Origin of the sequence: Mesorhizobium sp. M0184, assembly GCF_040322215.1 — a bacterium.
Classification (GTDB): Bacteria; Pseudomonadota; Alphaproteobacteria; order Rhizobiales; family Rhizobiaceae; genus Mesorhizobium.
Map to the genome: position 1 here is coordinate 37,138 of NZ_JAMYSZ010000009.1, position 23,780 is coordinate 60,917.

21 protein-coding genes are annotated in these 23,780 nt (G+C 63.3%); 8 read left to right on the forward strand and 13 right to left on the reverse strand.

The window, feature by feature from the left end; all coding sequences use genetic code 11:
• Positions 1 to 51: 51 nt before the first annotated feature.
• Both NKJ23_RS13260 and NKJ23_RS13265 read left to right on the forward strand, forming a co-directional pair.
• A complete protein-coding gene (locus NKJ23_RS13260; RefSeq protein WP_352456326.1) occupies positions 52 to 990 on the forward strand; it encodes a tyrosine recombinase XerC in 939 nt (312 codons plus the stop codon).
• 85 nt (positions 991 to 1,075) lie between these two features.
• On the forward strand, positions 1,076 to 2,143 hold the full coding sequence (locus NKJ23_RS13265) for a TraB/GumN family protein (protein ID WP_352680590.1): 1,068 nt from the start codon (positions 1,076 to 1,078) through the stop codon (positions 2,141 to 2,143).
• Between the two features lie 943 nt (positions 2,144 to 3,086).
• On the opposite strand, the gene lpdA is transcribed toward NKJ23_RS13265, so the two are convergent.
• The 10 genes from lpdA to mdh form a co-directional block, all read right to left on the reverse strand.
• Positions 3,087 to 4,493 (reverse strand): dihydrolipoyl dehydrogenase, encoded by a 1,407-nt coding sequence (gene lpdA, locus NKJ23_RS13270; protein ID WP_352680591.1) that lies wholly within the window; start codon positions 4,491 to 4,493, stop codon positions 3,087 to 3,089.
• A gap of 18 nt (positions 4,494 to 4,511) precedes the next feature.
• Positions 4,512 to 5,267: an SDR family oxidoreductase gene (locus NKJ23_RS13275; RefSeq protein ID WP_352680592.1), complete on the reverse strand. Its 756-nt coding sequence runs from the start codon at positions 5,265 to 5,267 to the stop codon at positions 4,512 to 4,514.
• Positions 5,264 to 5,791, reverse strand: coding sequence for a hypothetical protein (locus NKJ23_RS13280; protein WP_352680593.1), 528 nt, complete (start codon positions 5,789 to 5,791; stop codon positions 5,264 to 5,266). Before NKJ23_RS13280 ends, NKJ23_RS13275 begins: the two co-directional genes overlap by 4 nt.
• Positions 5,792 to 5,814: 23 nt before the next feature.
• Positions 5,815 to 7,113, reverse strand: coding sequence for a 2-oxoglutarate dehydrogenase complex dihydrolipoyllysine-residue succinyltransferase (gene odhB / locus NKJ23_RS13285; RefSeq protein ID WP_352680594.1), 1,299 nt, complete (start codon positions 7,111 to 7,113; stop codon positions 5,815 to 5,817).
• Between the two features lie 29 nt (positions 7,114 to 7,142).
• Complete coding sequence (locus NKJ23_RS13290; RefSeq protein ID WP_352680595.1) at positions 7,143 to 10,130, reverse strand: 2-oxoglutarate dehydrogenase E1 component; 2,988 nt, start codon at positions 10,128 to 10,130, stop codon at positions 7,143 to 7,145.
• Between the two features lie 126 nt (positions 10,131 to 10,256).
• Positions 10,257 to 11,159, reverse strand: a complete 903-nt coding sequence (sucD, locus tag NKJ23_RS13295) for a succinate--CoA ligase subunit alpha (protein WP_352450172.1) — start codon at positions 11,157 to 11,159, stop codon at positions 10,257 to 10,259.
• A gap of 49 nt (positions 11,160 to 11,208) precedes the next feature.
• A complete protein-coding gene (locus NKJ23_RS13300) occupies positions 11,209 to 11,580 on the reverse strand; it encodes a cupin domain-containing protein (RefSeq protein WP_352450173.1) in 372 nt (123 codons plus the stop codon).
• A 32-nt stretch (positions 11,581 to 11,612) separates the two neighbouring features.
• Positions 11,613 to 12,104: a hypothetical protein gene (locus tag NKJ23_RS13305; RefSeq protein ID WP_352680596.1), complete on the reverse strand. Its 492-nt coding sequence runs from the start codon at positions 12,102 to 12,104 to the stop codon at positions 11,613 to 11,615.
• Positions 12,104 to 13,300, reverse strand: a complete 1,197-nt coding sequence (gene sucC, locus NKJ23_RS13310; protein ID WP_352450175.1) for an ADP-forming succinate--CoA ligase subunit beta — start codon at positions 13,298 to 13,300, stop codon at positions 12,104 to 12,106. Before sucC ends, NKJ23_RS13305 begins: the two co-directional genes overlap by 1 nt.
• 41 nt (positions 13,301 to 13,341) lie before the next feature.
• Positions 13,342 to 14,310 (reverse strand): malate dehydrogenase, encoded by a 969-nt coding sequence (gene mdh, locus NKJ23_RS13315; protein WP_352450176.1) that lies wholly within the window; start codon positions 14,308 to 14,310, stop codon positions 13,342 to 13,344.
• 233 nt (positions 14,311 to 14,543) lie between these two features.
• Between mdh and NKJ23_RS13320 the strand changes: the two genes are divergently transcribed.
• The gene (locus NKJ23_RS13320) at positions 14,544 to 14,972 is read left to right on the forward strand and encodes a GNAT family N-acetyltransferase (RefSeq protein WP_352456336.1); all 429 of its coding nucleotides are present in this window, start codon (positions 14,544 to 14,546) and stop codon (positions 14,970 to 14,972) included.
• Positions 14,973 to 14,999: 27 nt separating this feature from the next.
• Here NKJ23_RS13320 and zapE read toward each other — a convergent pair whose 3' ends face one another.
• Positions 15,000 to 16,211 carry a cell division protein ZapE gene (gene zapE / locus NKJ23_RS13325; RefSeq protein WP_502902532.1) on the reverse strand — a complete coding sequence of 404 codons (1,212 nt, stop codon included), beginning with the start codon at positions 16,209 to 16,211 and terminating at the stop codon, positions 15,000 to 15,002.
• A gap of 144 nt (positions 16,212 to 16,355) precedes the next feature.
• Positions 16,356 to 16,895, reverse strand: coding sequence for a protease inhibitor Inh/omp19 family protein (locus tag NKJ23_RS13330; RefSeq protein ID WP_023679800.1), 540 nt, complete (start codon positions 16,893 to 16,895; stop codon positions 16,356 to 16,358).
• Positions 16,896 to 17,199: 304 nt separating this feature from the next.
• On the opposite strand from NKJ23_RS13330, the gene NKJ23_RS13335 reads away from it, so the two are divergent.
• Positions 17,200 to 18,210 carry an MBL fold metallo-hydrolase gene (locus NKJ23_RS13335; protein ID WP_352680597.1) on the forward strand — a complete coding sequence of 337 codons (1,011 nt, stop codon included), beginning with the start codon at positions 17,200 to 17,202 and terminating at the stop codon, positions 18,208 to 18,210.
• Here NKJ23_RS13335 and NKJ23_RS13340 read toward each other — a convergent pair.
• Entirely contained in the window at positions 18,207 to 19,466 is a 1,260-nt protein-coding gene (locus NKJ23_RS13340) for a flavin-containing monooxygenase (RefSeq protein ID WP_352680598.1), read from the reverse strand. The genes NKJ23_RS13335 and NKJ23_RS13340 overlap by 4 nt on opposite strands.
• A gap of 238 nt (positions 19,467 to 19,704) precedes the next feature.
• Between NKJ23_RS13340 and NKJ23_RS13345 the strand changes: the two genes are divergently transcribed.
• From NKJ23_RS13345 to ftsY, 4 genes are all read left to right on the forward strand, one after another.
• Positions 19,705 to 19,866: a DUF1328 family protein gene (locus tag NKJ23_RS13345; RefSeq protein WP_031195454.1), complete on the forward strand. Its 162-nt coding sequence runs from the start codon at positions 19,705 to 19,707 to the stop codon at positions 19,864 to 19,866.
• 74 nt (positions 19,867 to 19,940) lie between these two features.
• Positions 19,941 to 20,825 (forward strand): diaminopimelate epimerase, encoded by an 885-nt coding sequence (dapF, locus tag NKJ23_RS13350; protein WP_352470815.1) that lies wholly within the window; start codon positions 19,941 to 19,943, stop codon positions 20,823 to 20,825.
• Positions 20,825 to 22,135 carry a tRNA (N(6)-L-threonylcarbamoyladenosine(37)-C(2))-methylthiotransferase MtaB gene (gene mtaB / locus NKJ23_RS13355; protein WP_352680599.1) on the forward strand — a complete coding sequence of 437 codons (1,311 nt, stop codon included), beginning with the start codon at positions 20,825 to 20,827 and terminating at the stop codon, positions 22,133 to 22,135. Before dapF ends, mtaB begins: the two co-directional genes overlap by 1 nt.
• 11 nt (positions 22,136 to 22,146) lie before the next feature.
• Complete coding sequence (gene ftsY, locus NKJ23_RS13360) at positions 22,147 to 23,736, forward strand: signal recognition particle-docking protein FtsY (protein ID WP_352680600.1); 1,590 nt, start codon at positions 22,147 to 22,149, stop codon at positions 23,734 to 23,736.
• The last annotated feature ends 44 nt before the right edge of the window (positions 23,737 to 23,780 follow it).

Here is a 23,780-nt window from a genome sequence, read left to right on the forward strand (position 1 = left end):
ACCGCTTCCTAACCCGCGTGCCGGAAGATGGCGGGGAACTGGAAGAGTGCAATGCAGGAATTCCTCATACCGGCAAAACCCGACCTGCAGGCGGCGCGCGAGGCCTGGCTGAAGATGCTGGCGCGCGAACGCCGGCTATCGCCCGAAACCGTCGAGGCCTATGAGCGCGACACGCGCCAGTTCCTGCATTTCCTGACCGGCCATTGCGGCGGCTCGCCCGGCATTTCCGACATCGCCGATCTGCGCCCCGCCGATTTGCGCGGCTTTCTCGCTGCCCGCCGTGCCGAGGGCGCCGGCGCCCGCACGCTCGGGCGCGGGCTGGCCGGCATCCGCTCGCTGCTGCGTTTCCTGGAACGGCGCGGCCTCGCCAATGCGGCAGGTGCGACAGCCTTGCGCGCGCCGCGGCAGCCGAAATCGCTGCCCAAGCCGCTGACCGCAAGCGATGCAAAACACGTCGTCTCGGTGGAAGGCCAACTGGCAGAGGAGCCGTGGATTGCCGCGCGCAACGCCGCCGTGCTGACCCTGCTCTATGGGTCCGGCTTGCGGATCTCCGAGGCGCTCGGCCTGTCGGGCGCCGATCTTTCCTCACCTGGTGATACCGTGCTGCGCGTCACCGGCAAGGGTGGCAAGACCCGGCTGGTGCCGGTGCTGCCGGTAGCGCTGCGGGCGATTGCCGAATACCGCCGCTTGTGTCCCTGGCATCTCGATCCCAAGGGCCTGCTGTTCCGCGGTGCCCGCGGCGGCCCGCTGAACCCGGCAATCGTCCAGCGCGACATGGCCAAGCTGCGCTCGGCGCTCAACCTGCCCGACACGGCGACGCCGCATGCGCTGCGCCATTCCTTCGCCACGCATCTGCTAGGGCGGGGCGGCGACCTGCGCACCATCCAGGAGTTGCTCGGCCACGCCAGCCTGTCGACAACCCAGATATACACCGGCGTCGACACCGCCAGGCTGCTCGAGATTTACGAAGCAGCTCATCCTCGTGCGTGATCGATGCATGTGTCGGTGGCCATCTCGCAACAATTTTGATGCGCCGGTTAACCGTTTTGCCGCTTTTTGCGCCTAGAACCGCAGCATGAAACGCCTCATCGCCATCGCCGACCGCGCGACCCATATGTCGCTGAAGCTGCTCGTCGCGCTCAACGCCCTGTTTTTCCTTTCTTTCCTCATCGTCGCGCTGCTCGCCGCGGGCAAGGCACGCGCCGAGACTTCGGCCTGCGCCGGTAGCGATATGCTGAGCGCGCTGCAAAAGGACGACCCGGCTGCCTACCGCAAGATCGAGGCAGACGCGGCAGCGACGCCGAACGGCAAGGGCCTGCTGTGGAAGCTCGAAAAATCGGGTGAAAAACCGTCCTTCCTGTTCGGCACCATGCACGTTACCGACCCGCGCGTCACCACGCTGCCACCCGCCGCGCAGAAGGCATTCGATGCGGCTGGCACCGTCATCATCGAGACCACCGAAGTGCTCGACAAGCAGAAGATGATGGCAGCACTGCTGAAAGAGCCGGAGCTGATGATGTTCACCGACAAGACGACGCTTTCGTCGCTGCTGTCGCCGGAGGATGCGGCGGTGGTCAACAAGGCGCTCGATGCGCGTGGCATCCCGCCAGCGACCGTCGCCAAGATGAAACCCTGGTTGCTGTCGGCGATGGTGGCGCTACCTGCATGCGAAGTCGCCCGCCAGGCTGGCGGTGCGCCGGTGCTCGACGTCAAGCTTGCCAAGGACGCCGAGGCTTCGGGCAAATCGGTCGAGGGGCTGGAGACAATCGCCGACCAGCTGCGCGCCATGGCTTCGCTGCCGATCGCCTTTCACCTGAAGGGGCTGGTCGATACGCTGAAGCTTGGCGACAAGGTGAACGACGTCAACGAAACCATGATCGTGCTTTACCGGCGTGGCGACACTGGCATGTATGTACCGCTGTTTCGGGCCGTCATCCCCGAACAGGTCGACGACCAATCGGGTTACGCCGAATTCGAGCAGACCATGATCACCAGCCGCAACAAGGTGATGGTCGATCGTGCAGCGCCGATCCTCGCCCACGGCAATGTCTTCATGGCGGTCGGCGCCATGCACCTTCCCGGAGCGCAAGGCTTGGTCGAGGGTTTCCGCAAGACCGGCTATACGGTGACCGCCGTCAACTGAACGACACGGCGGAGTTGCACACCGAATCATTGCCGAGGCGGGACCAGCCCTTACTCGTGGCGCGACGGCGGACCAGCCGCGCTTCGTGCCAAGAAACTGAAAAAGGTTCGGTTTGGCTCGATCGAAACCCATTTTGCGGTGGAAATGCATGCCTGCAAGCGATTCCGGATCAGAATTGCCCTGTTTTCGGCGTTTTCAACGCCTAATGTGAAACCGATTCAACGATTGTACGTTGATGGCTATTACTTGATGTTTTTCATCCACGGAGGACACTTTTATGGCGAACACACCCAATCCGAACGACCCATTCACCTCACCGGGTACCGCACGGCCACGCGGCGGCGGCAGCGGCTGGCTGATTGCACTGGTCGTCGTTATCCTGGCAATTGTCGCCTATTATGTTTTTGGAAGACGTAGCGAGGCACCTGCGCCTGCCGAACCGCCCGCAGCCAGCACACCGGCTCCGGCCCCAGCACCTGCCGAGCCGATGAAGCCAGCCGAACCGGCTCCTGCGCCAGCTCCGGCGACACCCGCTCCGGCTCCGGCTCCGGCAGAACCTGCACCCGCTCCGGCCCCTGCGCCAGCCCCGGCTCCGGCTCCGGCTCCCGCACCAGCACCGGCCCCGGCCCCGGCTCAGTGATCAGACTGCTGATTTAATATATGAACGGTCCGCTGAAAGGCGGGCCGTTTTTTTTGGGGAGCAGCCGTCGATGCTCTGAGCTGCGATTAGCCATGGGCTAACTTCATCTTCGTCATCCAGCGCGGAGCAGGAGCGAAGCGACATCGCGGAGACCCTGGAATCCATCTGTGGTTCAGAATGGAAGCCGTCTGTGGTGATCCTTCGCGCCCCTCTCTGTCCTGCCGGACATCTCCCCCACTTGGGGGGAGATTGGCTATCAGCCCCGCTTTCGCCAATCGCCACCGTCGCCTGCGATTCAATTGCTCAGATATGGATGGGCTTGAAGAACGTCGCCAATGCCGCCTCCTTTACCGCCTCCGACATTGTCGGATGGGCGTGACAGGTGCGGGCTAGGTCTTCCGACGAGCCGCCAAATTCCATCAGCACGGCCGCCTCGTGGATCATCTCGCCGGCGCCGAAGCCGACGATGTGGACGCCGAGCACACGGTCGCTGGCCTTGTCGGCCAGGATTTTCACAAAGCCGTCGGTGTGCAGCATGGCGCGCGCGCGGCCATTGGCGCTGAACGGGAATTTTCCGGCCTTGTAGTCGATGCCGGCCTTCTTCAATTCTTCTTCGGTCTTGCCGACCGAGGCGATTTCCGGCGTGGTGTAGACGACGCTCGGAATCACGTCATAGTTCACATGGCCGGCCTGGCCGGCGATGGTTTCGGCTACCGCCACGCCCTCGTCTTCGGCCTTGTGGGCAAGCATCGGCCCGGCGATGACATCGCCGATGGCGTAGATGCCGGGCACGTTGGTCCTGAGATGACCGTCGGTCTTGACCCGGCCGCGCTCATCGACGTCGACGCCGGCATCCTTCAGCCCGAGAGCGTCCGAATAGGCCCGTCGTCCCGTCGAAATCAGCACCGCGTCCGCCTCGATCGTCTCGGCCGCACCGCCTTTGACCGGTTCGAAGGTGACCGTCGCCCCCTTCTTGGCCTTGGCGACGCCGGTCACCTTGGCGCCCAGCCTGAACTCAAAGCCCTGCTTCGACAGCAGGCGCTGGAATTGCTTGGCGACCTCGCCGTCCATGCCGCCCAGGATGGTGTCGAGGAACTCGACAACGGTGACCTTGGCGCCGAGCCTCGCCCATACCGAGCCGAGCTCCAGACCGATGACACCGCCGCCGACCACCACCAGATGGCCCGGCACTTTGTCCAGCGACAGCGCGCCGGTCGACGAGATGATCACCTTCTCGTCGAAATCGACCTTGACGCCGGGAATGCCGGCGACGTCGGAGCCGGTGGCGATGACGATGTTCTTGGTCTCGATCTCCTCGACCTTGCCGTCATCGGAGGTCGCCGACACCTTGCCGGCCGCAACCACCTTGCCGGTGCCACGAAAACTGTCGATCTTGTTCTTCTTGAACAGGAAGGCGACGCCATTGACGTTGGCCGTCACCGTCGCATCCTTGTGTGCCATCATCTTCCCAAGATTGAGCTTGGGCGCGCCGATCTCGACGCCGAGCGCCTCGAAGGAATGGCCGGCCTCGGCAAACATCTCGGACGCATGCAGCAGCGCCTTTGACGGGATGCAGCCGATGTTGAGGCAGGTACCGCCGAAGGTCGGGTTCTTTTCGACTACCGCCGTCTTCAGACCGAGCTGCGCCGCCTTGATGGCGCAGACGTAGCCGCCTGGTCCCGATCCGATGATAACGACGTCATAGGCCATGATACTGTCCCTTTTGCTTTAGCGGCCGCCGCCGATTTCCAGATTGGCGCCTATTGTGTAGGACGCCTCGTCCGACAGCAGCCAGAGAATTGCGGCTGCGACTTCCTCGGCGGTGCCGACGCGCTGCATGGGCACCACCTTGCGCATTCTCTCGACGCGATCCGGCTGCCCGCCGGAGGCATGAATTTCGGTGTCGATGATGCCCGGGCTGACCGCGTTGACACGAATGCCTTCGCCGGCCACTTCGCGGGCAAGCCCGATGGTGAAGGAATCGACCGCGCCCTTCGAGGCGGCGTAGTCGACATATTGACCCGGCCCGCCAAGCCTTGCCGCGATCGAAGAAACATTGACGATGGCGCCGCCCTTGCCGCCATGCCTGGTCGACATCCGCTTCACCGCCTCGCGGGCGCAAAGCATCGGCGCGATCACATTGATGCGCATCATGCGCTCCAGCCTTGCAGCGCTAAGCTCGTCGACGCGCGCGCTCTGGTCGACCACGCCGGCATTGTTGACGAGCGCGTCGAGCCGACCGAAACGGCCATCGACAGCCTCGAACATGGCCAATACGTCCGTCTCGCTGCCGACATCGGCCTTGACTGTGAAGGCTTCTCCGCCAGCGGCCTCGATGTCGGCGACCACCGCTTCGGCGGCTTTTGCATTCGACGCGTAATTGACCGCAATGCGATAGCCGGCCTTGGCGGCAAGCCTGCATGTAGCGGCACCAATGCCGCGGCTGCCGCCGGTCACCAGCAGGATCTTTCCGCTCGCGCTCATTCCTGACATCCCTTCAGGGCAAAGACGTCCCAGGGCACCTTGGAAAAGCCGTTGGCGCCATAGGCCGCCGACATCTGCAGCGACGCTCCCAGATCAGGCAAGATCAGCTTCTTCGGCGCATCCTTTCCTTCGCCCGGCAGCAACGCGATATTGCCCTGGTCGTCGGCAGTGTAGATGACGCCCTCCCACACAGTGCAGGCGGCGAGCTCGTCGCCGGTGACGTCGCCGGCCGGGCATTTGTACATCAGCGAGCCATGCGGCCGCGCCGCGCCCTCCGTCCACATGACGATGCCGTCGAGCACGACGCCCTTATCGAGCACCATCTTGAAGCTGTTGGTGACGGCGGCCGATTCGCCGGTTGGCCTGAAATCGATCTCGGCGGCGTTTTCGGGATCGCCATAGACGGCGAGCTCGAGCGGGCAGGCGGCGAGCGCCGCGGAGACCGTCTGCACGCCGAGTGCGCAGATTGTGACAAACAAACCGGACCGGAAACGAGACGAACTCATCCGGCGGCGCAGATCCATGCTCCGGCTCACGTCGGCCGCCCCTAGAGGTCGAGCACCAGCCGCTCAGGATCCTCCAGGCTTTCCTTGACGCGGACCAGGAAGGTCACCGCTTCCTTGCCGTCGACGATGCGGTGGTCGTAGGACAGCGCCAGATACATCATCGGCCGGATGACGATCTGGCCGCCGACCACCATCGGCCGCTCCTGAATCTTGTGCATACCCAAAATGCCGGACTGCGGCGCATTGAGGATCGGCGTCGACATCAGCGACCCGTAAACGCCACCGTTGGAAATCGTAAACGTGCCGCCTTGCATATCCGCAACCGACAGCTTGCCGTCGCGCGCCGCAAGCCCCAGCCTGCCGATGTCCTTCTCGATTTCGGCGATCGACATCTGGTCGGCATTGCGCACAACCGGAACGACGAGGCCTTTCTCTGTACCGACGGCAACGCCGATATGGGCGTAGTTCTTGAAGATGATATCGGTGCCGTCGATCTCGGCATTGACCGACGGGATCTCCTTCAGCGCATGGGTGACCGCCTTGGTGAAGAAGCCCATGAAGCCGAGCTTCACGCCGTGCTTCTTCTCGAACACGTCCTTGTATTTGCTCCTCAGCGCCATCACCGCGCTCATGTCGACCTCGTTGAAGGTGGTCAGCATGGCGGCGGTCGATTGCGCTTCCTTGAGGCGGCGCGCGATGGTCTGGCGCAGCTTGGTCATGCGCACGCGCTCCTCGCGCGAGGCATCGTCGGCCGAGGACGGCGCGCGCGCGGCAACGGGTGCCGGTACAGGCGCGGCCTTCGGCATTTCTGCCGGCTGCGACGGCGCGCCCCTGGCGATAAGGTCGAGCACGTCGCCTTTCAGCACCTGGCCGCGCTTGCCCGAGCCCGACACCTGGTCGACTGCGAGATTGTGCTCGGCCAGCAGCTTTGCCGCCGACGGTGCCGGCGGCATGGTGCGCGTCTCGATTGCGCCGGCGTCGCCGGCGATCTTGGCCGTCTCGGCAGCGGCCTGCTTGACGCTCGAGGCCGCAGTCGGAGCCGAAGCCTGCGACACCGCCTCCTGCTTCGTTGCCGGAGCGGCGGCATTGGCTGCCGCGCCGGCGCCTGCCGAAATCGTGCCGAGCAGTGCGCCGACGCCGACCGTCTCGCCTTCCTTGACGGCGATCTCGGCGAGCGTGCCCGCGGCGGCGGCCGGCACTTCCACCGTCACCTTGTCGGTTTCGAGCTCAACCAGCGGCTCATCGGCGGCGATCGCGTCGCCGACCTTCTTGAACCATTTGCCGATGGTCGCCTCGGTGACGGATTCACCAAGTGTCGGGACGCGGATTTCGGTTGCCATTGTGCCTGTCCGTTTCTTTCGGTTCTGTTCTATTCACCAAGCGCGTCGTCGAGCAAGGCGGCAAGCTGGGCGAGATGCTTCGACATCAATCCGGTCGCCGGCGAGGCGGCCGCCGGCCGGCCGGTATAGCGCACCCGCTGATGCTTGGCGTCGATATGCGCCAGCACCCATTCGAGATACGGATCGATGAACGACCAGGCGCCCATGTTCTTGGGCTCCTCCTGGCACCACACCATCTCGGCATTGCGGAAGCGCGACAGTTCGGTGATCAGCGCCTTGGCCGGGAACGGATAGAGCTGCTCGACGCGCAGCAAATAGATGTCGTTGATGCCGCGCTTCTCGCGCTCCTCGTAGAGGTCGTAATAGACCTTGCCCGAACAGAGCACGACACGGCGGATCTTCGAATCCTTGGTGAGCTTGATGGCCTGGCCCGACAGCAGCTGGGCATCGTCCCACAACAGCCGGTGAAAGGCGCTTTCGCCCGACATCTCCGGCAGCGTCGATACCGCCCGCTTATGGCGCAGCAGCGACTTCGGCGTCATCAGGATCAGCGGCTTGCGGAAGTCCCGCTTCAACTGCCGGCGCAGTATGTGGAAATAGTTGGCCGGCGTCGTGACGTTGGCGACCTGCATATTGTCTTCGGCGCAAAGCTGAAGGAAGCGCTCGAGCCGGGCCGACGAATGCTCGGGGCCCTGGCCTTCGTAGCCATGCGGCAGCAGGCAGACGAGGCCCGACATTCTGAGCCATTTGCGCTCGCCCGACGAGATGAACTGGTCGAAGACCACCTGGGCGCCGTTGGCGAAGTCGCCGAACTGCGCTTCCCACAGCGTCAGTGCCTTCGGCTCGGCCAGCGAGTAGCCATATTCGAAGCCGAGGACGGCCTCTTCCGACAGCATCGAGTTGATGACCTCGAAACCGGCCTGCGCCGCCGACAGATTGTTGAGCGGGATGTAGCGTGTCTCGTCGCGCTGGTCGTAGAGCACGGAATGGCGCTGCGAGAACGTGCCGCGCTCCGAATCCTGGCCGGACAGCCGGATCGGATTGCCGTCGAGCAGGATGGCGCCGAAGGCCAGCGCCTCGGCCGTAGACCAGTCGATGCCTTCGCCCGACTCGATCGCCTGGCGGCGGTTGTCGAGGAAGCGGATGATCGTCCTGTGCGCCTCGAAATCCTTCGGCACCTCGGTCAGTTTCTTGCCGATCTCCTTCAGCGTCTTGACCGGCACCGCGGTCTTGCCGCGCCGCTGTTCGTCCTGGTTGTCGGCCGAGCGCAGGCCGGACCAGGCGCCGTCCAGCCAATCCGCCTTGTTCGGCTTATAGTGCTGGCCGACCTCGAATTCCTGCTCGAGATGCGCCCGCCAATCGGCCTTCACCTTTTCGAGCTCGGCCTGGGTGATGTGGCCTTCCGCGATCAGCCGGTCGGCATAGATCTGCATGGTCGTCTTCTGGTTGCGGATCTTGCGATACATGATCGGCTGGGTGAAGGCCGGCTCGTCGCCCTCATTATGGCCGAAGCGGCGGTAGCAGAACATGTCCACCACGACAGGCTTGTGGAACTTCATGCGGAATTCGATCGCCACCTTGGTGGCATGGACCACCGCTTCCGGATCGTCGCCGTTGACGTGGAAGATCGGCGCCTCGATCATCTTGGCCACATCCGACGGATAAGGCGACGAGCGCGAGAAGCGCGGGTTGGTGGTGAAACCGATCTGGTTGTTAATGATGAAATGCAGCGTGCCGGCGACGCGGTGGCCGCGCAGGCCCGACAGGCCGAGGATTTCGGCAATCACGCCCTGGCCGGCAAAGGCGGCGTCGCCATGCAACAGCAGCGGCAGCACCTTGGCGCGCTCTTCCAGCGGCACGATCTCCTCGCGGCTGCGGCCGAACAGATAGTCCTGCTTAGCGCGCGCCTTGCCCATCACCACCGGGTCGACGATTTCCAGATGCGAGGGATTGGCGGTCAGCGACAGATGCACCTTGTTGCCGTCGAACTCGCGATCCGACGAGGCACCGAGATGGTACTTCACGTCGCCCGAGCCTTCGACCTCGTCGGGCGCGGCCGAGCCGCCCTTAAACTCATGGAAAATGGCGCGGTGCGGCTTGGCCATCACCTGCGACAGCACGTTCAGCCGGCCGCGATGCGCCATGCCCAGCACGATCTCCTTCATGCCGAGCTGGCCGCCGCGTTTGATGATCTGCTCCAGCGCCGGGATCAGCGACTCGCCGCCATCAAGGCCGAAGCGCTTGGTGCCCTTGTACTTGACATCGATGAATTGCTCGAAGCCTTCCGCCTCGACAAGCTTCTGCAGGATCGCCTTCTTGCCGGCGGCGGTGAAGGAGATCTCCTTGTCGGTGCCCTCGATGCGCGCCTGGATCCAGGCCTTCTCCTCGGGATCGGAAATATGCATGAATTCGACGCCGAGCGTCGAGCAATAGGTCCGGGTCAGGATATCGAGCATCTGCCGGATGGTGCCGAATTCCAGCCCGAGCACATTGTCGAGGAAGATCGGCCGGTCGTAGTCGGCTTCGGTGAAGCCGTAATTCTCCGGCGACAGCTCGTTATAATCCTCGAGCGGCTTGGCAATGCCAAGCGGATCGAGATTGGCGTGCAGGTGGCCGCGCATGCGGAAGGCGCGGATCATCATGATGGCGCGGACGGAATCGCGCGTCGCCTGATGCACGTCGGCGTCGGAAAGCGCTGCGCCGTTGCCGGCCGCCCTGTCCTTGACCTTTTTTTCGATGTGCTTTTCGACCAGGCCCCAATTGCCGTCCAGCGCCGAAACCAGCTCGCCATTAGCCTGCATCGGCCAGGAGGGCTTGGCCCAAGAGGCGCCCTTGGCGTTCCTGCGCACGTCGCCGGCGTCGTCCTTCAGCGCCGCGAAGAAGTCCTGCCATTCGGGATCGACGGAAGCGGGATCGTCCTCATAGGCGGCATAGAGCGCGTCGATATAATCGGCATTGCCGCCATAGAGGAAAGAGGTAAGCGAAAACTGGTCGTTGGCCTGATCTTGTCTTGCCATGTCATTGTCGAAGCCTTTGCTTCGTCTCCTTTGTTGGAGGGGAGTAAGGGAATAGGGGAGTAAGGGAGTAGGGCAAATGCCCTCGTCTTGTTCCCTACTCCCCTATTCCCGTACTCCCTTACTCCCCTAACCCTTGATCGCCTCGACCAGCGTCGTGCCGAGCCGGGCCGGCGACGGCGAAACCTTGATGCCGGCCGATTCCATCGCCGCGATCTTGTCCTCGGCGCCGCCCTTGCCGCCGGAGATGACCGCGCCCGCATGGCCCATGGTGCGGCCCGCCGGCGCGGTGCGCCCGGCGATGAAGCCGGCCATTGGCTTGCTGCGGCCGCGCTTTGCCTCGTCCTTAAGGAACTGCGCGGCATCTTCCTCGGCCGAACCGCCGATCTCACCGATCATGATGATCGACTTGGTCTCGTCGTCGGCGAGGAACATCTCCAGCACATCGATGAACTCCGTGCCTTTGACCGGATCGCCGCCGATGCCGACGGCGGTGGTCTGGCCGAGGCCGACATTGGTGGTCTGGAACACCGCCTCATAGGTAAGCGTTCCCGAGCGGGAAACAACGCCGACCGAGCCCTTGCGGAAGATGTTGCCGGGCATGATGCCGATCTTGCATTCGTCCGGGGTCAGCACGCCGGGGCAGTTGGGGCCGATCAACCGCGACGTCGAGCGGTCGAGCCTCGCCTTGACCTTGATCATGTCCATCACCGGTATGCCCTCGGTGATGCAGACGATCAGCGGGATCTCGGCCTCGATCGCTTCCAGGATCGCTTCCGCGGCCCCTGCCGGCGGCACGTAGACGACGGAGGCATTGGCGCCGGTCCTGGCCTTGCCTTCGGCTACGGTGGCGAAGATCGGCAGTGCCTCGCCCTTGGCGCCGGTCCAGGTTTCGCCGCCCTTCTTGGGGTGGATGCCGCCGACCATTTTCGTGCCGTGATAGGCCAGCGCCTGTTCGGTGTGGAACGTGCCGGTCTTGCCGGTCAGGCCCTGCACCAGCACCTTGGTGTTCTTGTCGACGAGAATGGACATGATGGTCCTTTTTAAAAACCGTTGATCGGGGAAGGCCGCGCGCTCATGGTCACAACCGCTTCAGCTCGGCGACGGTAAGGTCGCTTTTGGCATTGCCGGTGTTGAGCGTCGTTGCCGGCTCGAACATCAGCACCACCGGCTCCTCGCTTAGCGAGCGCGGCCGGTGCTCGACGGCGCGCGGCACGACAATGAACTCGCCGCTGCCAAGCTCAACCGTGCCGTCGCGGAAATCGATGGCGATGCGGCCGCGCAGCACCAGGAATGCTTCGTCTTCATTGTCATGCGCGTGCCAGTCGAAGACGTCGCCGAATTTGGCGATCTTGACTTGGGAATCGTTGACGTCGCCGGCAATATGCGGATCGAAGACCTTGTTGATCTTCTGATCCGCCGCCTCGACGAGATTTATCTTGTACGGAGGCATCGCCTATCGACCTTGACCCTGAAGTTCTGTTTTCAAGCTGGGCATTTTTGGTTTCCATGAACGACAGCACCGATCCATTGGCCCCCGGCGCGCCGGGTCGTCACGATCTGCACCGATAAATTGCCGTTAGACGTTCTCAATTCACCAAGGGACTTGGGGTCATCATCGGCTTGGAAACTGCTGCCATATTTGGTCAGAAGCCTTTTCAGGATCATGTTGGCGGCCAGCTTCGGATCGTTGGTGCCGAAGGAGACCAGGCAGTCGCAGCGACCGTTCCAACTCTTGATTGAGGCAACGATCTCCGTGGCCTTGTAGACTTGCAGCCCGTCGGATCCGGCCTTGAACCCGCTTTGCCGGGCAACCGCGTTGAACCGGCCGAAGCTGGGCGCCGTTGCCGGACATAAGTTCATGAAGAGATTGACCCTCTTGCCGATCCAGGCAGGCGACTTCGAACTATCCGCGGCCGCAGCAGCGCTGGCCCAAAGGGCCATGCCGGTCAGCGCTAGGGCCAGCATCCGCTGCATCAGACGCCCTTCACCGCCGCGACGATCTTCTTGGCTGCGTCATCAAGATCATCGGCCGACACCACGTTTAGCCCGCTGTCGTTGATGATCTTCTTGCCGAGCTCGGCATTGGTGCCTTCCAGCCGCACAACCAGCGGCACTTGCAGGCCGACCTCCTTGACAGCGGCGATGACGCCCTCGGCGATGATGTCGCATTTCATGATGCCGCCGAAGATGTTGATCAGGATGCCTTTGACCGCCGGATCCTTGGTGATGATCTTGAACGCCGCCGTCACCTTCTCTTTCGACGCGCCGCCGCCGACATCGAGGAAGTTGGCGGGCTCGGCGCCATAAAGCTTGATGATGTCCATCGTTGCCATGGCGAGGCCGGCGCCGTTGACCATGCAGCCGATATTGCCGTCGAGCGCGACATAGGCGAGGTCGTATTTCGACGCCTCGATCTCCTTCTCGTCCTCTTCGGTGGTGTCGCGCAATTCGAGCACGTCCGGGTGGCGAAACAGCGCATTGTTGTCGAACGACACTTTGGCGTCGAGAACGCGCAGCCGGCCGCTCCTCATGACGATCAAAGGGTTGACCTCGAGCAGGCTCATGTCCTTCTCGACAAAGGCCTTGTAGAGGATGGGGAACAGCGTGGCGCCATCCTTGGCGGCGTCGCCGTCGAGCTTCAGCGCCGCGTTGAGCTTCTTCACGTCGTCGGCCGTCACGCCCTTTTCCGGGTCGATGGCTACGGTGATGATCTTTTCCGGCGTGTCGTGGGCGACCGCCTCGATGTCCATGCCGCCCTCGGTCGAGACGACGAAGGCGACGCGCCCGACCGAGCGGTCGACCAGGATCGACAAATAGAGCTCGCGCTCGATGTCGGCGCCGTCCTCGATATAGAGCCGGTTGACCTGCTTGCCGGCCGGGCCGGTCTGCTTGGTGACCAGCGTATGGCCGAGCATCTCCTCGGCGTTGGCGACGACCTCGGCCACCGACTTTGCCAGCCTGACACCGCCCTTGGCATCGGCGCCGAGCTCTTTGAACTTGCCCTTGCCGCGACCGCCGGCATGGATCTGGCTCTTGACCACATAGAGCGGGCCGGGCAACGCCTTGGCGGCGGCTTCCGCCTCGTTCGCCTTGAACACCGGCACGCCCTCGGCCACCGGTGCGCCAAAACCTTTCAGCAGCGCCTTGCCCTGATATTCATGGATGTTCATGCGCTATGTCTCCAGCTTGCTTGGCGGGCTTGGTTGCCGGCTTACTTGGCCGCGAGATGCGGAGCGATCTTGACGCAGGCGTCGCACAGGCCCTGCACCGCCGCGACTGAATTGTCGAACATCTTCTGCTCGTTCTTCGCGAGCTCGATCTCGATGATCCGCTCGACGCCGCCGGCGCCGATTACAACGGGAACGCCGACATAGGTGTTCTTGACGCCATATTGGCCCGAAAGATACGCCGCACAGGGCAGCACCCGCTTCTTGTCCTTGAGATAGGCTTCGGCCATGGCGATGGCCGAGGCGGCCGGCGCATAAAAGGCAGAGCCGGTCTTGAGTAGGCCGACGATCTCGGCGCCGCCGTCGCGGGTGCGCTGCACGATCTGGTCGAGCCGCTCTTTCGAGGTCCAGCCCATCTTGATGAGGTCGGGCAGCGGGATGCCGGCAACCGTCGAATAGCGGATCATCGGCACCATGGAATCGCCGTGGCCGCCGAGCACGAAGGCAGTGACGTCCTCGACCGAGACCTTGAATTCCTCGGCAAGGAAATAACGGAAGCGCGAACTGTCGAGCACGCCGGCCATGCCGACGACATGGCTCTTGGGCAGGCCGGAAAACTTCTGCAGCGCCCAGACCATGGCGTCGAGCGGATTGGTGATGCAGATGACGAAGGCTTTTGGCGCGTATTTCTTGAGGCCGGCGCCGACCTGCTCCATCACCTTCAGATTGATGCCTAGAAGATCGTCGCGGCTCATGCCGGGCTTGCGCGGCACGCCGGCGGTGACGATGCAGACGTCGGCGCCCTCGATACCGGCATAGTCGTTGACGCCGGTCAGCCTGGAGTCGAACCCATCGACCGGTGACGACTGCGCGATGTCCAGTCCCTTGCCTTGCGGGATGCCTTCGGCGATATCGAACAGCACGACGTCGCCGAGATCCTTGAGGCCGACCATGTGGGCGAGGGTGCCGCCGATCATGCCCGAGCCGATGAGCGCTATCTTGTTGCGTGCCATGTCAGGATGTTTTCCCTTTGACTATGACGGCGCCCCAAATCCTTGACGATTTGATGACGGCGTCGGAGGAAGAGGCCGGAATGCTGCGGAACCGCGAAATTCGCCGCACGCAATAGCCCCGGCCGCACAAAAATTCAAACGATTATTTTGGAGTGAATAATTTCAATCGGTTAGAAACAATGGGACTTACGTAAACGTCAAAATTCTGAAGCCGACTAGAGAAATTCTACACAATGGCACTGGAAATCAGAAGGCTGTTTCCTGACGATGACGCCCTTGTGATGCGGGTTGCCGATGAAGTCTTCGACGAGCCGGTCAGGCCGGATCGGCTCTCCGCCTATCTCGCGGAGCCCTGTCATTTCATGGTCGTGGCCCTCGCCGACGGCATCGTCGTTGGCCAATGCGCAGCCGTCATCCACCGCCACCCGGACAAGGTGAGCGAACTCTACGTAGACGAGGTCGGCGTGGCGCCGGCCTTTCAACGCCAGGGCATTGCGACGAGGATGCTCGGCGCCATGTTCGCACTCGGTCGCGAGCATGGCTGTGAGGAGGCGTGGGTCGGCACCGAGCCGGACAATGTTGCTGCTCGCGCACTTTACGAGTCGCGAAAAGAGCCGCATGGGCCGGCGGAGGGGTTCGTCATGTATGTTTATCGATTATAGGCGCCGGCGGCAGCGCCCCCTTCGGTACTATCCCTCACGCCTGTGCCTGCCGTGCCTCCGTCGATGATCCCTGCGCGCCCTCTGCCTCTCCGCCCAGTCCTCCAGCCAGTCGTGGCTCTGCATCTCGATCAGCCGCGATGCGGTGCGCTCGAACTCGAAGACTTCGTTGCCGCGCTTGGCCGTATAGAGCTGCGCCGGCGGTGCCGCGGCGCTCATCACCAGCCGCACATGATGATCGTAGAGCGTATCGACCAGCAGGATGAAGCGCTTGGCTTCGTTGCGCTTGCCTTCGCCGAGCACCGGCACATGGTCGATGAAGATGGTCGAGAAGCGGGCGGCAATGGCAAGATAGTCGCGGGCGCCGAGCGGCCTCTCGCAGAGATCGGCGAAGGAAAACCGCGCAGCCTCCCCTGCAGCCCGCGGCACTACGACGTGCCGGCCCTTCACCGTCAGCATCGTCTCGGCCGTCGGCCTGCCATGCGTCATCACCGCCCACGCGTCGTCGAGCGCATGGTCGGCGGCGGCATCGGCCGGGGTGACGTAGACCGGCATGCGGCTGAGCTTGTCGAGGCGGTAATCCTTGTCGGCGTCAAGCGCCAGCACCTGCGCGTGGCGCTCCAGGATAGCGACAAACGGCAAAAACAACTGACGGTTCAGGCCGTCGCGGTAGAGATCCTGCGGCGCGACATTGGAAGTGGCAACCAGCACCACGCCATTGGCAAACAACGCCGAAAACAACCTTGACAGGATCATCGCATCGGCGATGTCGGTGACGGAGAACTCGTCGAAGCATAGCACCCAGGCTTCCTCGGCCAGCGCGCGCGCCACCGGCGGGATCGGGTCGTCCTCCTTGGCCGTGCCGTTCTTGCGAGCCTGCCGGTGCTTCTGGATGCGGTCCTGCACGTCGGCCATGAAGTCGTTGAAATGCACCCGGCGCTTGCGCCGCACCGGCAGCAGCCCGAAAAACATGTCCATCAGCATGGTCTTGCCGCGGCCGACGCCGCCATGGATATAAAGGCCCTTGACCGCCTCGTGCACCTCGCGCTTGCGGGCGAACAGCCACCCCAGCGCGCTTGATTTCTGCGCCAGCCGCTTTGCCGATATCTCTTCGATCAGCCGGTCGAGCGCAGCGGCGATCCGCTCCTGCGCCGGATCGCGCCCGATGGCGCCCGTCTCGACCAGATGGTCATAGCGCTGCTTGACGGTCGCATGGGTCTGGAGGCCGTCACGCAGATGCATTGGTCACGTCGTTCCGGAGCAATTCCAAGAAAAGTGTGTAGCGGTTTTCTGTCCGGAATTGCGTAAAAAACAAAAGAGGCAATTCCAGGAAAAGTGTGTAACGGTTTTCCGTCCGGAATTGCGTAACAATGGGGGGCCGTTCTCTTACCTTGTAAGCGAGATCGGCAGGCCGTTGGAAGTCTGGCCGTCGAATTTCTCGCCGCCCGAAGAATAAAGCCGTGCCAGCGTGCCGCCATTCTCGTCAAAGAGCGTCAGCTGTTTGCCGGCGACGTTCCACGATTTGATGCCATCGAGCGGCGCCGGGCAATGCAGCGGTCCGGCGCGGTAGCCCGAACCGAATTTGGTCTGCGGCGTCGCCACCTGACAGCTCTGGCCGGACACGCTTGCCTTCCAAACACCGGCGACGCTGGAGGCGGTCAGATCGGCCGCACCGGCCGGCGCCGTCCCGTCGGGCGGCAGCGAGGCGACCTGGGTGTTCTGCGGCGCGGTCGGAAATTTCGACGGGTCGGCCGGGCCGGGTGTCGCCGGCGGCGGCAGCTGGTTTGCAGTCACCTTGCCGGCGGGCGCAGCTTCCAGGGGCGCCGGCTGCTGCTCGTCCATCGATGAGAACCGTGAGGTTGAACAGCCGCTCGCAACGAGCACGGCCAACGATACGGCCAGCAGGCCGGTTTTCGAAAATTTCATTCTTCAACCTCCGTCGGATCGGGCTGGGGATGCCGTCCGCGCAATGTCCCCCTCACCAAGATGGAGAAGGTGGCGAAATTTCAACCCGATATGGTTAAAATACGGTTTGCGCCGCTAATGTTGCAAATTTGTCGCAAAATGCACATTGCCTGAAATTGCGTTACGCCTTGGCCGTTTGGCCGACACCTCCGGTTGATTCGATACGGCACGCTGGCGCCAAACCCTTGGCGTTCACCTCAAATGCTTGTGCGGGCCGGCGCCGGCATTATCTCTTGGGATCAGCAAACTGCAGGGAGCCGATTTCTTGGCCGCGAGAAAGAGAGCCGCCAACCGCTATTACAGCGGGCCGCCCAGCGATCATTTCGACGGCACCTTGTTCTTCAATCCCAACGGACGGCCGCCGGGTCGCTTTGCCGATCTGTTGAAATGGCAATTGAGCCGCGAGCGCTCGAAATGGCCGGCGGCGGATCCGAGCCCGTTTCCACCGGCAAGACCGGTCGAGCGCATCGATGGTGCAGCGCTCCGCCTCACCATGGTCGGTCATTCCTCGCTGCTCGTCCAGACAGCCGGCCTGAACATCCTGACCGACCCGGTCTGGTCGCGACGCGTCTCGCCGCTCTCCTTCGCCGGTCCGAAACGCGTCAATCCGCCGGGCATCGCCTTTTCGCATTTGCCGCCGATCGACCTCGTGCTGGTCAGCCACAACCATTACGACCATCTCGACCTCGCCACGCTGAAGCGCCTGAAGACAAGACACGACCCGCTGCTGCTGACGCCGCTCGGCAACGACACGATCATCGGCGCTGCCGTGCCCCGCATGCGGCTTTCCGCGCATGACTGGGGCGACCGGGTCGATATCGGCGATGGCGTCGCGGTCTATGTCGAGCCGGTGCACCACTGGTCGGCCCGCGGTACTCGCGACCGGCGCATGGCGCTGTGGGCGGGTTTCGTCGTCGACACACCCGACGCAAGGATCTATTTCGCCGGCGATACCGGCTTCCACGGTGGCATCAATTACCGGCTGATGGCGCAAAAGCACGGCGGGTTCCGCCTCGCCATCCTGCCGATCGGCGCCTACGAGCCGCGCTGGTTCATGGCGCCACATCACCAGGATCCGGAGGAGGCGGTGCAAGGCATGCTTTTGTGCAACGCCGCCTATGCCGCCGGCTGTCACTGGGGCACGTTCCGGCTCACCAACGAGCCGATCGACGAGCCGCCCAGAAAGCTCGGCGAAGCGCTCGATGCTGCCGGCCTGCCGCGGCAACGTTTTCGCGCCTTGCGGCCGGGCGAAGTCTGGGACGTGCCGGCGGTCTAGCGCGGCGACCGGCCTGACGGCGCAGGCGACCCCAAGGCTTCCATACACCTGGCTATGTGGGCGGCGTCGCGGCCTACATATGAGAGAAGGCCGGAGCCAAAGGTATGCATCCAATGGAGGCCAAGAAAATACAGGCCAGGAAAAGCCGTCACGCCACGCTGTTGAACGGGTGCACCGCGCGAATCGAAAATTGGCAAATCTATCCAGTTGTAGTCGAAGAGGTATCCCGTCCCCCAGATAACCGAGCTGACGTTCTCGCCGGAGATATCCACTGACCGGGCGCCGCCGACTTCCGCCAGGATTGGCGTTGCTGAGCGTTCATTGCCATCGCTGATGTGGTCCGCGACTTCAGGTTTCTCTGCCAACGCCTCTGCAGCGGAGACAAAATCGTCATAGGACCTATCGGCTTCAGCCAATATCTGCGAGGCATCCCCGGCCACCAACAGTTTTCCATCGGCGCATCCGAGCACACGTCCCAGCACCGTTCCGCCATCGCGGGCAAAACGGCGGACGTTCATATCGTAACCGCCGTTGACACCGGTTACGACCGTCGAGGGGGGATACCGCTGCTCCGGGAAACTGTCGATGGTGATCTCGAAACGTCCCATTTTGTCGAACCACCACAAAACATCCTTGCCGCGATAGCGCCGAGGCACCCGACGATGGGGGCTGACCGAAAGGTAGACATTGCGCCCGGATTGCTGGAGCTCATCGGCTATCTGGCTTCCAGATGCGCCGCTGCCCACCACCAGCACCGCTCCGGGGGGAAGTTCGTCGGGGCTGCGGTAGTTCGAAGCGTAAACCTGGTAAACGGATCGAGGCAAATCCCTGGCGGCCGCCGGTACCATCGGACGCTGGAACGGGCCCGTCGCCACTACGACATTGCGGGCTCTCATGCTGCCGGTGTTTGTCTCCAATGCATAATCGCCGGTATCCCTGTGCCGGAGCCTCGTGACCTCGACACCCTGGCGAACCGGAGCTGCAATTTTGGCCGCATAGTGCTCGATGAATCGCGTGACAGCGGTGTGATGGGCGAACCCCTCCGGTTCGGGGCCCTGATAAGAAAGCCCAGGAAGCTCTATTGCCTGGTTGATGAATTGAAATCGGAGCGAATCCCAACGCTCCGTCCGCCAGCGTTCGGCAATACGAGCGCGTTCCAACACAACATGCTCACGTTCATGTTGTTGAAGATAGTAGCTCATGGCGAGCCCCGCCTGGCCGCCACCAATAATGATTGTGTCCCAACGCTCGGTCATTGGAAATTTTCCAAGCCGTCGAGACTCAAATATGCAAGTCCCGAATTTCCTATCCGCCGGCCGCAGCTCATGTGCCAGCTAACACGTCGTTTGGATCATTCAATACTATGACACATTGCATCCGTAGCTGCATGTCCCAGCCGGGTTCTCCGACCCGCCCCAGCCACCGCCGGCGGAACCCAAGGCCTCGCTGAAGCGTTTGTACGTGTTCAAACCTGTCGGCTGCGAGGTGTCTCTCATGATCAGGTGGATCATAATTCTTTTGATTATCGCGGCCGCGGCGAGCCTGCTCGGCATGCCGGCACTGGCCGGAGCCGCCGCCACCGGCGCGCGCATCCTCATCGGCATCGTGCTGATCATCTTCCTGCTGATCGTGCTTGGCGTCTTCGCGGTGACTTGAAAATCACGCCGCGCTGGTAATTTCTGCCGCTATCCGCCATATAGGCGCCAAACCGGCAAGAGACCTTTCGATCGATGGCAAGCGCGGCCCCTTTCGCCAAGATGAACGGCATCGGCAACGAAATCATCGTTGCCGATATGCGTGGCCGTGCCGATCGCGTGACGCCTGCGGCAGCCGTCGCGCTTAATGCCGATGCGGCGACAAGGTTCGACCAGATCATGGCGATCCACGACCCCAGGACGCCGGGCACCGCCTTTTTCATCGACATCTTGAATTCCGACGGAACCAGGGCGCAAGCCTGCGGCAACGGCATGCGTTGTGTCGTCCAGGCGCTCGCCGCCGAGACCGGCCAGAAGACATTTGCCTTTGAAACAGTCGCCGGCATCCTCAATGCCGAGGAACATGCCGACGGAATGATCTCGGTCGACATGGGCAGGCCGCGCTTTGGCTGGCAGGACATCCCGCTGGCCGAGGAATTCCGCGACACCCGCATGATCGAGCTGCAGATCGGCCCGATCGATGCCCCGGTGCTGCATTCGCCGTCGGTCGTCTCGATGGGCAATCCGCACGCCATCTTCTGGGTCGACCGCGACGTCTGGTCGTACGAGCTCGAGCGCTTCGGCCCGCTGCTCGAAAACCACCCGATCTTCCCCGAGCGCGCCAACATCACCATCGCGCAGGTGACCTCGCCGGAGACCATGGCCATCCGCACCTGGGAGCGCGGCGCCGGCCTGACCAAGGCCTGCGGCACGGCTGCTTGCGCCGCTGTGGTCGCCGCGTCCCGCACCCGGCGTACCGGCCGCGGCGTCACGCTGATGACGCCCGGCGGCGGCTCGCTGCATGTTTTGTGGCGCGACGACGACCACGTCATCCTGACCGGTGCCGCCGAATGGGAATTTTCCGGCAGCTTCGATCCGTCGACCGGGGCGTGGGCGCGCGACACCGAAAGCGCCGCCTGATGGCTCCTCTTGGCAACAAGGGTATCGAGGTCGTCACCTTCGGCTGCCGGCTGAACACCTATGAATCCGAGGTGATGCGGCGTGAAGCCGAAAGTGCGGGCCTCGGCGGGCTCGAAGGCGGTGCCATCATCTTCAACACCTGCGCCGTCACCGGCGAGGCTGTACGCCAGGCCAAGCAGTCGATCAGAAAAGCCCGCCGTGAGAACCCGGCTGCCCGCATCATCGTTACCGGCTGCGCCGCGCAGACCGGCCCGCAGGATTTCGTCGCCATGGACGAGGTCGATCTCGTCCTCGGCAATGAGGAAAAGCTGAAGGCGCATTCCTATCGCGCGTTGCCGGATTTCGGCGTCAACGACACTGAGAAGGCGCGCGTCAACGATATCTTTTCGGTGCGCGAGACGGCCGCCCACATGGTCGACGCCATCGAGGGCCGGGCGCGCGCTTTTGTCCAGGTGCAGAACGGCTGTGACCACCGCTGCACCTTCTGCATCATTCCCTACGGTCGCGGCAATTCGCGCTCGGTGCCGATGGGCGCCGTGGTCGAGCAGATCAAGCGACTCGTCGGCAATGGTTATGCCGAGATCGTGCTGACGGGCGTCGACATGACCAGTTTTGGCGCCGATCTGCCGGGCGCACCGAAGCTCGGCAAATTGGTCAAGACCGTCCTGAAGCAGGTGCCAGACGTGAAACGCCTGCGGCTTTCCTCCATCGACTCGATCGAAGCCGACGACGATCTGCTGGACGCCATCGCCACCGAGCCGAGGCTGATGCCGCATCTGCATCTGTCGCTGCAATCGGGTGACGACATGATCCTGAAGCGGATGAAGCGCCGGCACAGCCGCGACCAGTCGATCCGCTTTTGCGAGGATGTGCGCAAACTGCGCCCCGGCATTGTTTTCGGCGCCGACATCATCGCCGGCTTCCCGACCGAGACGAACGCCATGTTCGAAAACTCGCTGGAGATCGTCGAGGAATGCGGCCTGACGCATCTCCACGTCTTCCCGTTTTCGCCGCGCCAGGGCACGCCCGCCGCTCGCATGCCGCAGCTCCGCCGCGACGTCGTCAAGCAACGCGCGGCACGCCTGCGCGCCGCCGGCGAGGCCGCCTATCGCCGCCATCTTACCTCGCTCGCTGGAACGCATCAGTCGATCCTGGTCGAGCGTGACGGCCTTGGCCGCACCGAAGGGTTTACGCTGGCCGCGGTCTCTGCCGGCGCTCCGGGCGACATCGTCGAGGCTGATATCGCCGGCCATGACGGTATCCGACTGATCGCCGCGCCGCTTGCCGCCCGCGCCGCCCGCGCCGCCTGAGAGCGCAAGACATGGCTGGGTTTTTCAAGAAGATATTTTCGTTCGGCAAGAAGGAAGTCGTCGAGGAGCGGCCCGACGAGGCCGCGCCGCTGCCGCCGATCAAATGGGACGAACTGGAGGCGCTGAAACCGGCCGCCGAGCAGGCCGTCCCGGAGTTTTTGAAACGCGAAGAATCGCGGCCCGAAGTCGAAGCCGTACCTCCACCGCCAGTCGAACCAGAGTTGCCTCCGGCACCCCAACCGGCGCCGGAATCGCAGAAGCCTGAGCCGCCGCCGACCATTCCACCCGAGCCGGAAACGCCTGCTGAGGAACCGGAGGAGATCCGGGCCGAGCCGCAGCAGCCAGAAATCGTCCCCTCCCAGCCAGAACCTGCACACGTCGAAGTGCCGGTAGTGCCCACCGAGGCTCCCTCAGCAGCGCCAGCGCGCGAAGTCCCGCCCGCCGAAATACCGCCCCCGATCCGCCAGCCAGCGCCGGCCGAGACGAAACCGATCTTGACCGAGATCGCGCCCGAACCGGAGGTCGTGCCGGCGCCCCACCCTCCCATCGAAGGGGAGGTAAAGCCCGAGCCAGAAGCCGTTCCGCAACCATCGCCGGAGCCAAAGCCCGCCCCCGGCAAAGTCACCGTAACCAAGAAGGTCGAGCAGAAAGCCGAGCCGCAGAAGGCGCCCGAACCGGCGCCGAGGCGCTCCTGGTTCCAGCGCATGCGAGACGGGCTTGCCCGCTCTTCCAAGGAGTTGTCGGGCAACATCGCCGGCGTCTTCACCAAGCGGAAACTTGACGAGGACACGCTGCAGGACCTGGAGGATGTGCTGATCCGCGCCGATCTCGGCATGGAGACGGCTTTGCGCGTTACCGACGCGCTCTCCGCCAGCCGCTATGGCAAGGACGTCTCCGACACCGAAGTCCGGGCCATCATGGCGGCCGAGGTTGAGAAAGTGCTGACCCACATCGCCATGCCGTTGGAGCTCGACCTCAGCCACAAGCCGCATGTCATCCTGGTGGTCGGCGTCAACGGCACCGGGAAGACCACGACCATCGGCAAGCTGGCGGCGAAGCTCACCGATGGCGGCCTCTCGGTGATGCTCGCCGCCGGCGACACCTTTCGCGCAGCCGCGATCGAGCAGCTGAAGATCTGGGGCGAGCGTACCAACTCGCCGGTCATTGCCTCGAAGCTCGGCGCCGATGCCGCCGGCCTCGCCTACGATGCATTCGAGCGCGCGAAGGAGGCCGGCTCCGACGTGCTGATCATCGACACCGCCGGGCGGCTGCAGAACAAGACCGAACTAATGGCGGAACTGGAAAAGATCGTCCGGGTGCTGGGCAAGCTCGATCCGGAAGCGCCGCACACCGTGCTGCAGACGGTCGATGCCACCACCGGCCAGAATGCGCTCAACCAGGTCGAGATCTTCCGCAATGTCGCCGGCGTCAACGGCCTGGTGATGACCAAGCTGGACGGCACGGCGCGCGGCGGTATTCTGGTGGCGATCGCGGCAAAGCACAAATTGCCGGTCTATTTCATCGGCGTCGGCGAACAGGTCGACGACCTCGAACCCTTTTCCGCAAGCGAATTCGCCAGGGCGATCGCTGGCGTGGCTTGACGAGCATGATCCCGAAAAGTTGCAGGCCTTTTTGGATTGAATCA

Excerpts from the sequence above, each read along its gene's own strand:
- NKJ23_RS13260 (WP_352456326.1), top strand. The coding sequence starts at position 52 with ATGCAGGAATTCCTCATACCGGCAAAACCCGACCTGCAGGCGGCGCGC.
- NKJ23_RS13265 (WP_352680590.1), top strand. The coding sequence starts at position 1,076 with ATGAAACGCCTCATCGCCATCGCCGACCGCGCGACCCATATGTCGCTG.
- lpdA (WP_352680591.1), bottom strand. The coding sequence starts at position 4,493 with ATGGCCTATGACGTCGTTATCATCGGATCGGGACCAGGCGGCTACGTC.
- NKJ23_RS13275 (WP_352680592.1), bottom strand. The coding sequence starts at position 5,267 with ATGAGCGCGAGCGGAAAGATCCTGCTGGTGACCGGCGGCAGCCGCGGC.
- NKJ23_RS13280 (WP_352680593.1), bottom strand. The coding sequence starts at position 5,791 with ATGGATCTGCGCCGCCGGATGAGTTCGTCTCGTTTCCGGTCCGGTTTG.
- odhB (WP_352680594.1), bottom strand. The coding sequence starts at position 7,113 with ATGGCAACCGAAATCCGCGTCCCGACACTTGGTGAATCCGTCACCGAG.
- NKJ23_RS13290 (WP_352680595.1), bottom strand. The coding sequence starts at position 10,130 with ATGGCAAGACAAGATCAGGCCAACGACCAGTTTTCGCTTACCTCTTTC.
- sucD (WP_352450172.1), bottom strand. The coding sequence starts at position 11,159 with ATGTCCATTCTCGTCGACAAGAACACCAAGGTGCTGGTGCAGGGCCTG.
- NKJ23_RS13300 (WP_352450173.1), bottom strand. The coding sequence starts at position 11,580 with ATGCCTCCGTACAAGATAAATCTCGTCGAGGCGGCGGATCAGAAGATC.
- NKJ23_RS13305 (WP_352680596.1), bottom strand. The coding sequence starts at position 12,104 with ATGCAGCGGATGCTGGCCCTAGCGCTGACCGGCATGGCCCTTTGGGCC.
- sucC (WP_352450175.1), bottom strand. The coding sequence starts at position 13,300 with ATGAACATCCATGAATATCAGGGCAAGGCGCTGCTGAAAGGTTTTGGC.
- mdh (WP_352450176.1), bottom strand. The coding sequence starts at position 14,310 with ATGGCACGCAACAAGATAGCGCTCATCGGCTCGGGCATGATCGGCGGC.
- NKJ23_RS13320 (WP_352456336.1), top strand. The coding sequence starts at position 14,544 with ATGGCACTGGAAATCAGAAGGCTGTTTCCTGACGATGACGCCCTTGTG.
- zapE (WP_502902532.1), bottom strand. The coding sequence starts at position 16,211 with ATGCATCTGCGTGACGGCCTCCAGACCCATGCGACCGTCAAGCAGCGC.
- NKJ23_RS13330 (WP_023679800.1), bottom strand. The coding sequence starts at position 16,895 with ATGAAATTTTCGAAAACCGGCCTGCTGGCCGTATCGTTGGCCGTGCTC.
- NKJ23_RS13340 (WP_352680598.1), bottom strand. The coding sequence starts at position 19,466 with ATGACCGAGCGTTGGGACACAATCATTATTGGTGGCGGCCAGGCGGGG.
- NKJ23_RS13345 (WP_031195454.1), top strand. The coding sequence starts at position 19,705 with ATGATCAGGTGGATCATAATTCTTTTGATTATCGCGGCCGCGGCGAGC.
- dapF (WP_352470815.1), top strand. The coding sequence starts at position 19,941 with ATGGCAAGCGCGGCCCCTTTCGCCAAGATGAACGGCATCGGCAACGAA.
- mtaB (WP_352680599.1), top strand. The coding sequence starts at position 20,825 with ATGGCTCCTCTTGGCAACAAGGGTATCGAGGTCGTCACCTTCGGCTGC.
- ftsY (WP_352680600.1), top strand. The coding sequence starts at position 22,147 with ATGGCTGGGTTTTTCAAGAAGATATTTTCGTTCGGCAAGAAGGAAGTC.